Source organism: Mycobacterium sp. pW045, from assembly GCF_041287085.1.
GTDB lineage: Bacteria > Actinomycetota > Actinomycetes > Mycobacteriales > Mycobacteriaceae > Mycobacterium > Mycobacterium algericum_A.
This window is the reverse complement of record NZ_JBGGKU010000011.1, coordinates 99,652-113,023: the sequence shown is the minus strand read 5'-3', so window position 1 is coordinate 113,023 and position 13,372 is coordinate 99,652. Positions and strand designations below refer to the sequence as shown.

Genomic DNA, 13,372 nt, shown 5'->3' with positions numbered 1-13,372 from the left:
CACCATTCGTCAGGAATGCTGGGCTGGTCATGGCTGACCAAATCCCCAAACCTTCCCGGCATCACCTGCTGCGCATCGCACGCCGCACCTTGGCGAAGAGCTGGGACGATTCCATCTTCGCCGAGTCCGCGCAGGCCGGTTTCTGGTCGGTGCTGTCGCTGCCGCCACTGCTGCTCGGGATGCTGGGCAGCCTGTCGTATGTGGCGCCGTTGTTCGGCCCGGATACGTTGGCCACCATCCAGGACCGGCTGATCGGGATGGCCAGCAGCTTCTTCTCGCAGAACGTGGTGGCGGAGATCATCGAACCCACCGTGCGCGACATCGTCTCCAACGCGCGCGGTGAGGTGGTCTCGCTGGGCTTCGTGATTTCGCTGTGGGCCGGTTCCTCGGCGATCTCGGCTTTCGTCGACTCAGTGGTCGAGGCACACGATCAGACCCCGCTACGCCATCCGGTGCGGCAACGGTTCTTCGCGCTCGGCTTGTACGTGGCGATGCTGGTGATCGCCGTCGCCGGGGCGCCGTTCGCCGCGTTGGGGCCGCACGCGATCGCCGAGCACCTTCCCGCGCGGTGGACAGATCTGCTGCGGTTCGGTTACTACCCGACGTTGGTGCTGGGATTGCTGCTGGCGGTGACCGTGCTCTATCGGGTCTCGTTGCCCAAACCGCTGCCGTCACACCGCCTGGTGATCGGGGCATTGCTGGCCACCACGGTGTTCGTCGTGGCCACTCTCGGGCTGCGGGTCTACCTGCGCTACATCACCAGCACCGGCTACACCTACGGTGCGCTGGCGACGCCGATCGCCTTCCTGCTGTTTGCGTTTCTGCTCGGTTTCGCCATCATGCTGGGCGCCGAACTGAATGCCGCCATTCAGGAGGAATGGCCGGCGGAGGCCACCCACCTGCGTCAGCTGCGCGTCTGGCTGGTGTCGCGGACGGGCCGAAGCGGCCCCGGCGACGAGCCGGTGAACGACCCGGTCAGCTCTTCTTGAGTGTCGCGTAGATCCGCTTGCAGTCCGGGCAGACCGGCGATCCGGGCTTCGCCGACTTGGTCACCGGGAAGACCTCGCCACACAGGGCCACCACGTGGGTGCCCATGACCGCGCTCTCGGCGATCTTGTCCTTCTTGACGTAGTGGAAGTGTTTGGGGGTGTCGTCGCCGGTCCCGTCATCGACGCGTTCCTCGGCATCGGTGCGTTCGAGGGTGTCGGTCTGTATGCCCATTGCCCCATTGTGCCCGCAACTCAGCGGATCTTAAAACCCTTCGTGGCTGCGGGCCGATCCGTGTGCGACAGTGGAGTGATGAAGCACGGCCCCGAGCTGGGTTTCGACGACGACGGTCGGCCGGTGCTCATCACCGCGGCCGCCCCGTCTTTCGAACAGCAGCACCGTGAGCGGGTACGTAAGTACCTGACGCTGATGGCGTTCCGGGTCCCGGCGCTGATTCTGGCCGCGGCCGCCTACGGTATCTGGCACAACGGCTGGATCTCCCTGGCGATCCTGATCGCCTCGATACCGTTGCCGTGGATCGCGGTGCTGATCGCCAACGACCGGCCGCCCCGCAGCGCCGATGAGCCGCGGCGCTACGACGCCGCCCCGACGCGCACGCCCTTGTTCCCCACCGCGCCGCGCCGCGAGCTGGAACATCCGCGATCGCCGCAGCCTGAACCGGCCGGTCCTGAGCCGGAGTTCGGGCCGGGGCCCGCCGGCGCCGACGGGGCCGGCGAACCGCCGCAAGGTAGCGGTTCTTAGCACATTCTCAAAGTCATCGCCGTATTCCCGCACGTCAAGTGGTGTGGAAAAGCGATCGGGCGGGAACTCTGCACCCGTGTCGGACGTTGACACCTGTGACAGCTGAAGCCGATCAACGGGAGGCCGTAATGGCAAAGGCAGATGCCACCATCAGTCGGATCGATGGCGATCTGGATGCGCAGAGTCCAGCCGCGGATCTGGTGCGGGTGTACCTCAATGGTATCGGCAAGACCGCACTGCTCAACGCCGCCGACGAGGTGGAGCTCGCCAAGCGCATCGAGGCCGGGCTGTACGCGAAGCACCTGCTGGAGACCCGCAAGCGCTTCGGCGAGAAGCGCAAGCGCGAGCTGGCCATCGTGGTCCGCGACGGCGAGGCCGCCCGCCGGCATCTGCTGGAAGCCAACCTGCGCCTGGTGGTCTCGCTGGCCAAGCGTTACACCGGGCGGGGCATGCCGTTGCTGGACCTGATCCAGGAAGGCAACCTCGGGCTGATCCGCGCGATGGAGAAGTTCGACTACGCAAAGGGATTCAAGTTCTCCACCTACGCGACGTGGTGGATTCGCCAGGCCATCACCCGTGGTATGGCCGACCAGAGCCGCACCATCCGGCTGCCGGTGCACCTGGTCGAGCAGGTGAACAAGCTGGCCAGGATCAAGCGGGAGATGCACCAGCAGCTCGGCCGTGAGGCCACCGACGAGGAACTCGCCGCAGAATCAGGCATTCCGGCGGAGAAGATCAACGACCTGCTGGAACACAGCCGCGACCCGGTCAGCCTGGACATGCCGGTGGGCTCCGACGAGGAGGCGCCGCTGGGTGACTTCATCGAGGACTCCGAGGCGATGTCCGCGGAGAACGCGGTGATCTCCGAACTGCTGCACACCGACATCCGCAGCGTGCTGGCGACGCTGGACGAGCGTGAGCACCAGGTGATCCGGCTGCGGTTCGGCCTCGATGACGGACAGCCCCGCACGCTGGATCAGATCGGCAAGTTGTTCGGCCTGTCCCGCGAGCGGGTCCGCCAGATCGAGCGTGAGGTGATGGCCAAGCTGCGGCACGGCGAACGCGCCGATCGCTTGCGGTCCTACGCCAGCTGACACGAGCGCTGCGCCGGGCCACCGCACACCGTTGCGGTGGCCCGGCGCAACCGCGCAGCGCCCGGGCCGGTCAGCTGTCGCTGGCTGACCACGCCGCCGCCGCCAAGTAGACTCGTCGGGGACGGAAGGGCCCGAATGAACGAGTTGGTTGATACCACGGAGATGTACCTCAGGACGATCTATGACCTTGAGGAAGAGGGTGTCACGCCGCTGCGAGCTCGGATCGCCGAGCGCCTGGAGCAAAGTGGCCCGACCGTCAGCCAGACGGTGTCTCGCATGGAACGCGACGGCCTGCTGCGGGTGGCCGGTGACCGTCACCTCGAACTCACCGAGAAGGGCCGCGCCCTGGCAGTCTCGGTGATGCGCAAGCACCGGCTGGCCGAGCGCCTGCTGGTCGACATCATCGGGCTGCCGCTGGAAGAGGTGCACGCCGAGGCCTGCCGTTGGGAACACGTGATGAGCGAGGACGTCGAGCGCCGCCTGGTCAAGGTGCTCGACAACCCGACGACCTCACCGTTCGGCAACCCGATTCCCGGCCTGCCCGACCTCGGCTTCGGCTCGGACGCCGGACCGCGGGAGACCGACCTGGTGCGGTTGACCGAGCTGCCGGCCGGCTCGCCGGTGGCCGTGGTGGTTCGCCAGCTCACCGAACACGTCCAGGGTGACATCGACTTGATCACCCGGCTGAAGGACGCCGGTGTGGTGCCTAACGCCCGGGTGACCGTCGAAGCCGACGCGGAGGACGGCGTGACGATCGTCATGCCCGGCCACACCGACGTCAGCCTGCCGTACGCGATGGCGCACGCCGTCAAGGTGCAGAAGGTCTGATCGGTTCGTCTCAGCCGGCCCGTCGACCGAAACCCTGCCGCTGCGGCAGCGACACCCCGAGCCGGCCGGCCAGCCGATAGCCGGTATCGGCCAGCCCGCGGATCCGGTCGGGCCGCAGTCCCGACTGCAGCGCCGTGTCGAGCAGACCCGCCATCCGGTGGTCCGGCATGCAGCGCAACGCTGCCTCCAGCGACACCCCTGCCAGCGGTCCGTCACCGCGCGCATAGGCGCTGAACGCCAGCAGCACCAGCGCGTCGGCCCGCCACGGCTCGGGCAGCGTGCGGGCCAGTATCGACCACAGCGTCTCGGCGTCGGCGGCGTGCTCGCTGATGGCCAACGCGCACAGCGTGTCCCGTACCAGCACGTCGGTCAGCGAGCATCCCAGCCGGGCCAGCTCCGGTTCACTCGGCTCCCGGCCGCCGGCCAGCGCGACGACGGCAGCCAGCATCTGCTCGACGTCGCGGCGGGCCTGGCGATGTCCATCGGCCTGGCTCGCTGCGGCCCGGTCCGCCGCATGATCGTCGATCACCGCTGCCACCGCGGCACGGCGCGCCGCGTCGTCGGGGATGATCACCGCCTGCAGATCCGCTCGGCGCCGATACAGCCGCCGGCCCTCCAGCACGGCGGCAGCAGCCAGCGGAGAGGCTTCCGGATCGTCGACCGGGCCGCCCGCGCCGCAGCCGTCGATGCAGTGCCAGCGCCCACCGTGCGCCACTCGGTCCACCACGTGCGCGCCGAGCAGCGCGATGCCGTTGCGCGTCAACTCCTGCGACAGGGCATCGACCAGTCGGCGGTGCTCGTCGTTGCAGACCGGGCAGCACGCCCCCGCCGCATCGACGATCACCACGATGGCCCCGGCCGGGGCGGCGGCCGCCGCGACATCGGCGAGGTGGCCGACGGTGTCGGCGATGCCGTCGGACAAGTCAACCCGCAGCACCGAGCCCAACTCGCGGCCGTCGACCGATACCAGGATCAAGGATTTCTCCGGCACGAAGCCGAGGATGGCCGGCAGCGCCGCGATCAGCGCTGCGGGGCGGTTCAGGGTGAATTCGGGTTGCTTCGTCGTCATGGCAGCAACGTTGACGACACCCACCGTCATCGGGGCGCGCCCGCGTGGCGTCCGCGACCGCATTGTGGATGAACCGGCAACTGTGAGCCGACGGCTGCTCGAGGGTGTGGGCAGCCGCCGAAGCGGGAATTTCTCGTTGGGCGAACTCCGGTCCCGTCGGGAATGGGGCCGGGCTGACCGGGCGTTTTCGCTGACATCCGCGCATCGTTTTCCGGTGCGGCCTGACGTAGGGGAAAATGGACAGCGCGATCCGCATCGAGATCCGCACGACGAGGAGGCGAAGGCAATGGCCGAGCACCCGGATACCGGCTCCGACCGGGACCGGCACTACCAGGCCCAGCAGGGCGGCATGTACGAACTTGAGGTTCCGGCGCCGCAGCTGACATCGCCGGACGGCGAAGGTCCGGTGCTGATCCACGCGCTGGAGGGTTTCTCCGACGCCGGCCATGCGATCCGGCTGGCGGCCGGCCACCTCAAGAGCGCCCTCGACAGTGAACTGGTGGCGTCGTTTGCCATCGACGACCTGCTCGACTACCGGTCCCGCCGGCCGGTGATGACGTTCAAGACCGACCGTTTCACCCACTACGCCGAACCCGAGTTGAGCTTGTACGCGTTGCGTGACAGTGCGGGGACGCCGTTTCTGCTGCTGGCCGGCATGGAGCCCGACCTCAAGTGGGAGCGATTCATCACCGCGGTCCGGCTGCTGGCCGAGCGGCTCGGCGTGCGGCGGACCATCGGGCTGGGCACCATCCCGATGGCGGTCCCGCACACCCGCCCAGTGACGCTGACGGCGCACTCCAACAACCGTGAGTTGATCGCCGACTTCACTCCGTGGATCGCCGAGGTGCAGGTCCCGGGCAGTGCGTCCAACCTGCTGGAGTACCGGATGGCCCAGCACGGCCACGAGGTGGTCGGGTTCACCGTGCACGTGCCGCACTATGTGTCACAGACCGACTACCCCGAGGCCGCCGAGGCGCTGTTGCGGCAGGCGGCACAAACCGGCTCGTTGCAGCTGCCGCTGAGCGAACTCAGCCAGGCCGCGGCCGACATCCGGGCCAAGATCGACGAACAGGTCGAAGCGAGCGCCGAGGTGGCGCAAGTGGTGACGGCGCTGGAACGCCAGTACGACGCCTTCATCGCCGCCCAGGAGAATCGCTCGCTGCTGGCCCGCGACGAGGAGCTGCCCAGCGCCGACGAACTCGGTGCCGAGTTTGAGCGGTTCCTGGCCCAGGAGGCCAGGAAGGACCGCGGCGACGACGGCACCGCCTGACGGGCGGGCCTATCCCGTTCGCCGCAGCGCGGCGGTCAGATGGTTCTGCGCCGGCTCTCCGACGGCTCCCATGTCCAGGGTGTAAGACAACTCGTCACCCGCGAGGCGGTAGTGGCGGCTCAGTGCCGTCACCTCCTTGGCCGTGGGGGCCAGCCCGATCGTCGGCGCCGACATCTCGAGTTCGACGCCGTCCGCGGTCACGCGGTAGCGGCCCACCTCGATCTCGGTGATGCCGCTCGGGTGCGCCAGAACCCATTCGATCCGGCCGGGTTGCGGCACCCGCAGATAGCCGGTCTCGGCGTGCAGCGGCAGTCCGTCGGCCGCCGACTTGGTCTTCTGGCCGTAGACCAGAAACGGTTTACCGACGTGGGAGAAGGTCACCTCTTCGAGGTAGTCGAACGAGGCGATGGTGGGGTACACCCCGCGGCCCCGGCCCGACCAGGTGCCCAGCAGCGGTGCCAGCTCCCCAAGGTTCGGGTGCAGCTCTGGTGCCATGGGGCCAGCGTAGTGCGCGCCGCGACACCGCGAGCCTCAACCGGTGGTGGGCACCTGGCGGTGCTCACGCAGCGCTTCGATCTCCCGCTCGAAGTCAGCCGCCGACGAGAACGAGCGGTACACCGAGGCGAAACGCAGGTAGGCGACCTCGTCGAGTTCGCGCAGCGGACCCAGAATCGCCAATCCCACCTCGTGGCTGGGGATCTCCGGTGAGCCCGCCGCGCGCACCGCGTCCTCTACCTGTTGGGCCAGTAGATTCAGCGCATCGTCGTCGACCTGGCGGCCCTGACACGCCCGGCGCACCCCGCTGATGACCTTTTCGCGACTGAACGGCTCGGTGACACCGCTGCGTTTGACCACCGCCAGTACCGCGGTCTCCACGGTGGAAAAGCGCCGACCGCATTCCGGGCAGGACCGACGGCGGCGGATGGCCTGGCCTTCGTCGGTTTCGCGGGAATCCACCACCCGGGAGTCTGGATGGCGACAAAACGGGCAATGCATGGCCGCTCCTTCGCCGTGCCGAGAGCCGGACACCTGCAAGCGTTGCGGCGAAACCGGCCACTGGGACAACTGTGAGCGTACCTGCGCGGCCGCCGGGCGGCGCGCCGTGCTGCCCGCATGCCGCGACCGACCGGACATCGACGGCCACTCAGCCGATCGGCGCGATCAACGTCTGGCCGGCCTCCAGCGCCGCCGACTCGAGGCTGTTGAGCTCGCGGATCCGGTCGACGACCTGGCTGGTCGGCGCGTCGGGTGCGACCCGGGCCGCCAGGTGCTGCAGGGTCTCGCCGCCCTGGACCCGCACCACGCCCAGCTCGCCGGGCACCGCGGACCCGCCGTCGGCCATCGTCGCACCGAACTGGGCGATGAGACCGAGCCACACCGTGATCCCCGCGGCGATCAGGGCGAGCACCACGGTCGTCGCGGGCGTGATCGGTTTGGCGGGCCGGGGCCGATGCGCCGTGCGCGACATCAGCACACCGGTACCGCGATGCGATAGCGGCGCACCGTCCGGGCGCGACCGCGCCACTCGCGCCGGCCGGGTGTGAACCGCATGCGCCCGACCCGACGTGACGGGGCGCCGCCGGGGCCCCACCGGAGCGCGCTCGGCCGGGTCGAACGTCGGAGCGAACGTGTCGATGAGCATCATGTGCGGTTCTCCCTCACTCGGCGTCGGCGACCCTGTTCGCTCGACTGTTCGAATAGTAATCGATTGTATGTTCGATGTCCGAACATGTGATCGATTCGTTGTCGAAAACATTAGCGAAGGGGTCCGACAGCCGGCCGGCGGTTCGAACGTGCGCCCGACACACCTCGAACACATGTTTGATTAATGTCGACGAGACGACTAGATTCGCCGCTATGAGCGACAGCAGCAAGACAGCGCCAGCGCCCGACTCGACGCTTACCGCCCGGCAGCGCACCATTCTGAACGTCATCCGCGCCTCGGTGAGCGAGCGGGGCTACCCGCCGAGTATCCGCGAGATCGGCGATGCCGTCGGCCTGACGTCGACGTCGTCGGTCGCCCACCAGCTGCGCACGCTCGAGCGCAAGGGCTATCTGCGCCGTGACCCCAATCGACCCCGTGCCGTCGACGTCCGCAGTCCGGAGGAGGCGGCCGGCTCCGACGCGGCGCCGCGCAGCGATGTCGCCGGCTCGGATGCGCTGCCCGAACCCACATTCGTACCGGTGCTCGGCCGGATCGCGGCCGGTGGCCCGATCCTGGCCGAGGAGGCGGTCGAGGACGTCTTCCCGCTCCCGCGTGAGTTGGTGGGCGAAGGCGAGCTGTTCCTGCTCAAGGTGGTCGGTGAGTCGATGGTGGACGCCGCGATCTGCGATGGCGACTGGGTGGTGGTACGCCAGCAGAACGTTGCCGACAACGGCGACATCGTCGCCGCGATGATCGACGGCGAGGCCACCGTCAAGACCTTCAAGCGCACCGGCGGTCAGGTCTGGCTGATGCCGCACAACCCGGTTTTCGACCCGATCCCGGGCAACGACGCGGTGGTGCTGGGCAAGGTCGTCACGGTCATCCGCAAAGTCTGACGGGGCGATTCGGCGGCTACCCGGTGCCGCCAACGCCGGCCAGCGAGAAGAACTCCCGGCGGGAGCGGTCGTCGCTTCGCAGCGTGCCCGAAAGGGTCGAGGTGACGGTCGTGGACCCGCCGGCGTGCACGCCGCGCAACGTCATGCAGGTGTGCTCGGCGCGGATCACCACCCCGACGGCCCGCGGCTGCAGGTGGTCGGTGAGCCAGTCGGCAACCTGCTTGGTGAGCCGTTCCTGCACCTGCGGCCGGCACGCAAAGTAATCGACCACCCGAGCCAGCTTGGACAGACCCAGGAGCCGGTCACCGGGCAGGTAACCGACACAGGCGGTGCCGGTGAACGGCAGCAGATGATGCTCGCAGACCGACCGGAACCCGATGTCACGCACCAGCACCAGCTCGTCGTACCCCTCCTCGTTCGGGAAGGTGGTGGCCTCGAAGGGCGTCGGGGTGAACATCTCGGCGTAGGCCCGCGCCATCCGCCGTGGCGTGTCCCGAAGCGCTTCACCGGCGGTGGAGATGCCCAGCGCGTGCAGCAGCGCCGCGGCGGCCCGCTCGGCGGCATCGAGGTCGGGAACCGGCCGATCGGCGGCTCGCAGATCGGCGTAGACCGCTACCGACATCTCAATCCCCCATCGACGATCATCGTTGCGTTCAGATTGGCGGCGTCAGGCCCTATTTGTCAATTATTTTTGGTGTTACATTGGGGCGATGAGGTCCCCTCGCCGCGGCCACCCGGATCCGCTGACCGGGTTGAGCAGCCTGGACGATCCGGTACGGCAGCGGCTCTATCACTACGTCGCGTCGTGCGACGAGCCGGTGGCCCGGGAGCAGGCCGCGACCGCCGCCGGCATCAGCCGCACACTGGCCGCCTACCACCTCGACAAACTGGCCGAGGCCGGGATCCTGTCGGTGAGCTACGCGCGGCCGGCCGGCCGCTCCGGTCCCGGCGCGGGGCGCCCCGCCAAGCGCTATGCACGCACCCGGGACGAGCTGTCGGTGAGTGTGCCGCCCCGCAACTACCGGCTGCTGGCCGACCTGCTGGTCACCGCCATGGCCGACGACGACGCGGCGGCGGTGCGCGCGGCGGTCTCGGCGGCGGCCCGCCGGGCCGGCCGGGCCGGGGCGAGCGAACACGGCGTTTTGGAGGCCCTCCGGGAATTCGGCTACGAGCCGGCGGTCAACGATGCCGGCGACATCGAGCTGCGCAACTGTCCGTTCGAACGGCTGGCGCGTCGCTACACCGAAGCGGTGTGCGGTCTGAACCTGCAACTGATCGAGGGCATGCTGGAAGGCACCGGCGAACCGCCGCGGCGGGCCACGCTGGCCCCGTCAGAGCGGCGGTGCTGTGTCACCGTCCGAGCACCAAGGCGCGGGCACCGGTGAGCCTGCTGGAGTCACTGGGACTGACCGCCCCGGTCATGCAGGCCGGAATGGGGGGCGGGGTCGCCGGCGCAGAGCTGGCCGCCGCGGTGTCGGCGGCCGGTGGCTTGGGCACCGTCGGGCTCAGCGATCCGCGTAGCTTCGCCGCCGAGTTGCGCCGCGCCGTGGCGCTGGCCGGCGGGCGCCCGGTGGCGGCCAATCTGCTGGTGCCGTTCGTCCGCCGGCCCCATATCGACGCGTGCATCGCCGCCGGTGCCGCCCTGGTGGTGTTTCACGACGGTGCTCCCGCGCGCTGGATCACCGCGCTGCGGGCCGCGCGAATTCCGGTGCTGTGCACCGCCGGTGATGTCGCCCAGACCCGCCGGGCTCTGGCCGCCGGCGCTGACGGTCTGGTGGCGCAGGGCGTCGAGGCCGGCGGCCACCTGGTGGCCGATCGACCGCTCGGCGTGACGTTGCCGGAGGTGCTCGGTGCCGCCGACGGCGCCCCGGTGCTGGCCGCCGGCGGGGTCGCCGACGCCGACGACGTCCGCGCCCTGCTGGCCGCCGGGGCCGTCGGGGCGGTCGCCGGGACCCGCTTTCTGCTCACCGAGGAGTCGCGCGCCCACCCGGGCTACAAGCAGAAGGTGCTGGATGCGCAACGAACCATCCGCACCATGCTGTTCGGGGTGGGCTGGCCGCTGGCCCACCGGGTCGTTCCCAATGCCCTCACCGAACGCTGGTGTGCGCGAAACGAACTCGGTCCGCCGGCGGTGCGGGCATTCAACCGGATCGGCGCGCCACTGGGGCGGCTGATGCCGCTGGGCGCGCTGGGGACGATGCTGGTCGCGCAGCGGAGCGCCGTGCCGCTCTACACCCCGGCTTTGCCGTTGGCCGGAATGGACCCGGCCGCAGTCGACCGGTCAGCGCTCTACGCCGGCGAGACCAGTCGGCGCATCCATGACATCGTTCCGGCAGCCGAGGCACTGGCACGGCTGACACCGTGACGAATCACCGAGGAGGTCACCATGTTCGACCCGTGCCCACCTTTTGATGCGGAGTCGGCGCGCCGTAAGGTCCGAGCCGCCGAAGATGCCTGGAACACCCGGGACCCCGAACGGGTGGCGCAGGCCTACACCGACGACTCGGTATGGCGTAACCGCGACGAGTTCGTCACCGGGCGCGCCGAGATCGTCGCGCTCCTGCAACGCAAGTGGGCCCGGGAACGCGACTACGCGCTGCGCAAGGAGCTGTGGTGCTACCAGGACAACCGAATCGCGGTGCGCTACCAGTACGAAAGCCGTGACACGACCGGCCAGTGGTGGCGCAGCTACGGTAACGAACTGTGGGAGTTCGCCGACGACGGCCGGATGAGCCGCCGCGAGTCCAGCATCGACGACGTCGCCATCACCGAGGATCAGCGACGGATCTTCGGGCCCCGCACCGACAGTGACGAGCACACGCCACTGCCGCTGCGGTGATCAGCCCGCCCTGGTGAACCCGTTGAGCCGGGCCGCCTCCTCGGTGGCGAACCAGATCTCGGCGAGCGTGTCGTCGTACAGGGCGTTCTGCGGCGTGTAGTAGAGCCCCGAGCCGATGTTCGCCTTGATCGGGTAGCCGTCCGGCTGCTGGTAGGGGTCGTCCAGCGGCAGGTGCATCACCGGATGCGCCGACTCCCCGGCCCCGAAGCTGCGCTGGCCGGAGCCGAAGCCACGTGATTGCGTCGAGCCCGAGTCGGTGGCCGACGCCCCGTGCCCCACCGCGTGCCGACCGGTTCCTAGGTCCTCCTCGGTCACCACCCGGGTCGGCGCGGTGTCGGCGTCGTCATCGTCGTCGGGCTCGTTGCCGGCCTCGGCCTCGCCGTAGCGCAGCCAGGGCGCCTCCGGCAGCGGCTGACCGGGCGCCTCGGCCTCGGGCGCCGCACCGAACGACGACGAGCTGCCGTAGCGGCTCGGCAACCGGACGGTGCCCTCGTGGTCCGGCTGTTCATGGTGCGCCCACTGCTCGTCATCGTCACCGTAGTCGTCACTGACCGGCGCGGGCACCGCGACCGGCTGGCGTGCGGCCGACGGGGCCGGCCGGCGCCGCTGCCACCACATCGCCGCGCCCGCCAGCGCCCCCAGCACCGCCAGCACCGCGACCGGGATCAGCACCCACAACCAGTTCCAGTGCGTCTCGGTGCCGGTACCGGTCGTGGTCGCGGTGCTGCCGTTCGGCAGGTTCATGCCGGGGATCTGCAGGCCCACCAGCGCCGGCGCGAGATCGGCCGGCTCGGTGCTGTAGGCGTTGTTCGCCTGGTTCCACGACACCGTCCCGCCGGTGAACTTCTGCGAGACCACGTCTCCGTCGACGGTCTGGTCGCCCACCGGGGCGCCGAGCTTTCCTGAAGCACCATCAAGTTTGTCCCAGGCCGCCTTCATCGCACTGCGCACCACAAAGGCGCCGTTGTCGGGGCTGAAGAAGATCACCGGGTCGTCGTCGGCGGCGAACGACGCGAACTTGCTCCCGGCGATGGCACCGTCGGCCGTGCCGGTGATCGGGAAGCCCAGATCGCTGCCGGCCGGGCCGCCCAGCGACTCGTACTTGGCCAGGACGTCGCCGTCTAACGCGTAGGCCCCGGTCGCCGGGGAGAAGTAGACCTTGCCCCGGGCGAAATCCTGGCCCGCTCCGTCGCTGCCGATCACGTACTGGTCGCCCTGCTTGGCCCCGAGCGAGCCCGATGCGCCGCCGGTGGCGCGCCACGCGTAGTCGATGGCCGCGGTCGGATCAAGCTGAACCTGCAGATCGGCCAGCTGGGCCGCCAACTCCGGCGGCACCGTGGTGAACGTCCGAGTCGCGCCGTCGAAGGACAGCGCACCGGCGCTGAACTTCTGGGTCACCACCGCGCCGTCGTACTTCTCGTCCTCGACCGGCACGCCCAGCGCTCCGGTGGAGCTGCCCAGCTTGTCCCAGGCCGCGTTCATCGGGCCGCGCACCACGTGGGCGCCGTGTGCGGCCGTCCAGTAGATCACCGGGTTGTCGGCACCGGACAAGATGGCCACCCGGCTGTCGGGAACCAGCCCCGGCACCTCATCGCTGCTGGGGAACCCCAGCCCGCCGGTCGCCGCCCCACCCATCGACTCGTACTTCTCGAGGATCGCGCCGAACAGCGCCTTGGCCCCGGTCTCCGGTGTGAAGAAGATCGTGCCGCCGGCGAAGTCCTGCGCGAAGCCGACACCGACCGGATGCACGTCGCCCTTGGGCGGGCCCAGCGGCGAGCCGTCACCCCCGGCCGCCTGCCATGCCGCCGTGATGGCGTCGTGAGCGTCGCTGTCGGGCGTTGCCGCCGCTGTCTGCATCGACAACAGCACGGTGACCGTCGCCGCGAGGCCGAGCGCCATGCGCACCGCCGTCTTGCCGAACCGATCTCTCCGACTAGCCACCAGCCCTCCCAGGCACCGCAATCGACGCAAATGTTTCCGGC

General features: G+C 69.5%; 16 protein-coding genes. 9 read left to right on the top strand and 7 right to left on the bottom strand.

The window, feature by feature from the left end; all coding sequences use genetic code 11:
• The first annotated feature begins 29 nt into the window (after nucleotides 1-29).
• Nucleotides 30-989 carry a YihY/virulence factor BrkB family protein gene (locus ACAG20_RS17670; RefSeq protein WP_370493508.1) on the top strand — a complete coding sequence of 320 codons (960 nt, stop codon included), beginning with the start codon at nucleotides 30-32 and terminating at the stop codon, nucleotides 987-989.
• Here the strand turns inward: ACAG20_RS17670 and ACAG20_RS17665 are convergent.
• Nucleotides 976-1,215 (bottom strand): DUF3039 domain-containing protein, encoded by a 240-nt coding sequence (locus ACAG20_RS17665; protein WP_193466434.1) that lies wholly within the window; start codon nucleotides 1,213-1,215, stop codon nucleotides 976-978. The genes ACAG20_RS17670 and ACAG20_RS17665 overlap by 14 nt on opposite strands.
• 84 nt (nucleotides 1,216-1,299) lie before the next feature.
• On the opposite strand from ACAG20_RS17665, the gene ACAG20_RS17660 reads away from it, so the two are divergent.
• From ACAG20_RS17660 to ACAG20_RS17650, 3 genes are all read left to right on the top strand, one after another.
• The gene (locus ACAG20_RS17660) at nucleotides 1,300-1,749 is read left to right on the top strand and encodes a DUF3099 domain-containing protein (protein WP_370493507.1); all 450 of its coding nucleotides are present in this window, start codon (nucleotides 1,300-1,302) and stop codon (nucleotides 1,747-1,749) included.
• A 128-nt stretch (nucleotides 1,750-1,877) separates the two neighbouring features.
• Complete coding sequence (locus ACAG20_RS17655; protein ID WP_370493506.1) at nucleotides 1,878-2,843, top strand: sigma-70 family RNA polymerase sigma factor; 966 nt, start codon at nucleotides 1,878-1,880, stop codon at nucleotides 2,841-2,843.
• Between the two features lie 135 nt (nucleotides 2,844-2,978).
• Complete coding sequence (locus tag ACAG20_RS17650) at nucleotides 2,979-3,671, top strand: metal-dependent transcriptional regulator (protein WP_013829383.1); 693 nt, start codon at nucleotides 2,979-2,981, stop codon at nucleotides 3,669-3,671.
• 10 nt (nucleotides 3,672-3,681) lie between these two features.
• Here the strand turns inward: ACAG20_RS17650 and ACAG20_RS17645 are convergent, their stop codons facing one another.
• Nucleotides 3,682-4,740: a DUF4192 domain-containing protein gene (locus ACAG20_RS17645; protein WP_370493505.1), complete on the bottom strand. Its 1,059-nt coding sequence runs from the start codon at nucleotides 4,738-4,740 to the stop codon at nucleotides 3,682-3,684.
• A 286-nt stretch (nucleotides 4,741-5,026) separates the two neighbouring features.
• Between ACAG20_RS17645 and ACAG20_RS17640 the strand changes: the two genes are divergently transcribed.
• On the top strand, nucleotides 5,027-6,010 hold the full coding sequence (locus tag ACAG20_RS17640; RefSeq protein ID WP_370493504.1) for a proteasome assembly chaperone family protein: 984 nt from the start codon (nucleotides 5,027-5,029) through the stop codon (nucleotides 6,008-6,010).
• Between the two features lie 9 nt (nucleotides 6,011-6,019).
• Here the strand turns inward: ACAG20_RS17640 and ACAG20_RS17635 are convergent, their stop codons facing one another.
• From ACAG20_RS17635 to ACAG20_RS17625, 3 genes are all read right to left on the bottom strand, one after another.
• A complete protein-coding gene (locus tag ACAG20_RS17635; protein WP_370493503.1) occupies nucleotides 6,020-6,505 on the bottom strand; it encodes a peroxynitrite isomerase in 486 nt (161 codons plus the stop codon).
• A 36-nt stretch (nucleotides 6,506-6,541) separates the two neighbouring features.
• Entirely contained in the window at nucleotides 6,542-7,006 is a 465-nt protein-coding gene (gene nrdR, locus ACAG20_RS17630) for a transcriptional regulator NrdR (RefSeq protein WP_041319945.1), read from the bottom strand.
• 148 nt (nucleotides 7,007-7,154) lie between these two features.
• Nucleotides 7,155-7,655, bottom strand: a complete 501-nt coding sequence (locus ACAG20_RS17625; protein ID WP_370493502.1) for a LysM peptidoglycan-binding domain-containing protein — start codon at nucleotides 7,653-7,655, stop codon at nucleotides 7,155-7,157.
• A 212-nt stretch (nucleotides 7,656-7,867) separates the two neighbouring features.
• On the opposite strand from ACAG20_RS17625, the gene lexA reads away from it, so the two are divergent.
• A complete protein-coding gene (lexA, locus tag ACAG20_RS17620; RefSeq protein WP_112687289.1) occupies nucleotides 7,868-8,551 on the top strand; it encodes a transcriptional repressor LexA in 684 nt (227 codons plus the stop codon).
• Nucleotides 8,552-8,567: 16 nt separating this feature from the next.
• On the opposite strand, the gene folE is transcribed toward lexA, so the two are convergent.
• Entirely contained in the window at nucleotides 8,568-9,173 is a 606-nt protein-coding gene (folE, locus tag ACAG20_RS17615) for a GTP cyclohydrolase I FolE (protein ID WP_370493501.1), read from the bottom strand.
• 88 nt (nucleotides 9,174-9,261) lie between these two features.
• Between folE and ACAG20_RS17610 the strand changes: the two genes are divergently transcribed.
• The 3 genes from ACAG20_RS17610 to ACAG20_RS17600 are packed head-to-tail and all read left to right on the top strand — an operon-like array spanning nucleotide 9,262 to nucleotide 11,390.
• Entirely contained in the window at nucleotides 9,262-9,936 is a 675-nt protein-coding gene (locus ACAG20_RS17610; protein ID WP_370493500.1) for a helix-turn-helix transcriptional regulator, read from the top strand.
• Nucleotides 9,933-10,916: an NAD(P)H-dependent flavin oxidoreductase gene (locus tag ACAG20_RS17605; RefSeq protein ID WP_370493499.1), complete on the top strand. Its 984-nt coding sequence runs from the start codon at nucleotides 9,933-9,935 to the stop codon at nucleotides 10,914-10,916. The genes ACAG20_RS17610 and ACAG20_RS17605 overlap by 4 nt, the downstream gene beginning before the upstream one ends.
• Nucleotides 10,917-10,937: 21 nt before the next feature.
• Nucleotides 10,938-11,390, top strand: a complete 453-nt coding sequence (locus ACAG20_RS17600) for a nuclear transport factor 2 family protein (RefSeq protein ID WP_370493498.1) — start codon at nucleotides 10,938-10,940, stop codon at nucleotides 11,388-11,390.
• Here the strand turns inward: ACAG20_RS17600 and ACAG20_RS17595 are convergent, their stop codons facing one another.
• Nucleotides 11,391-13,289, bottom strand: a complete 1,899-nt coding sequence (locus ACAG20_RS17595) for an LGFP repeat-containing protein (protein WP_370493572.1) — start codon at nucleotides 13,287-13,289, stop codon at nucleotides 11,391-11,393.
• Nucleotides 13,290-13,372: the final 83 nt, after the last annotated feature.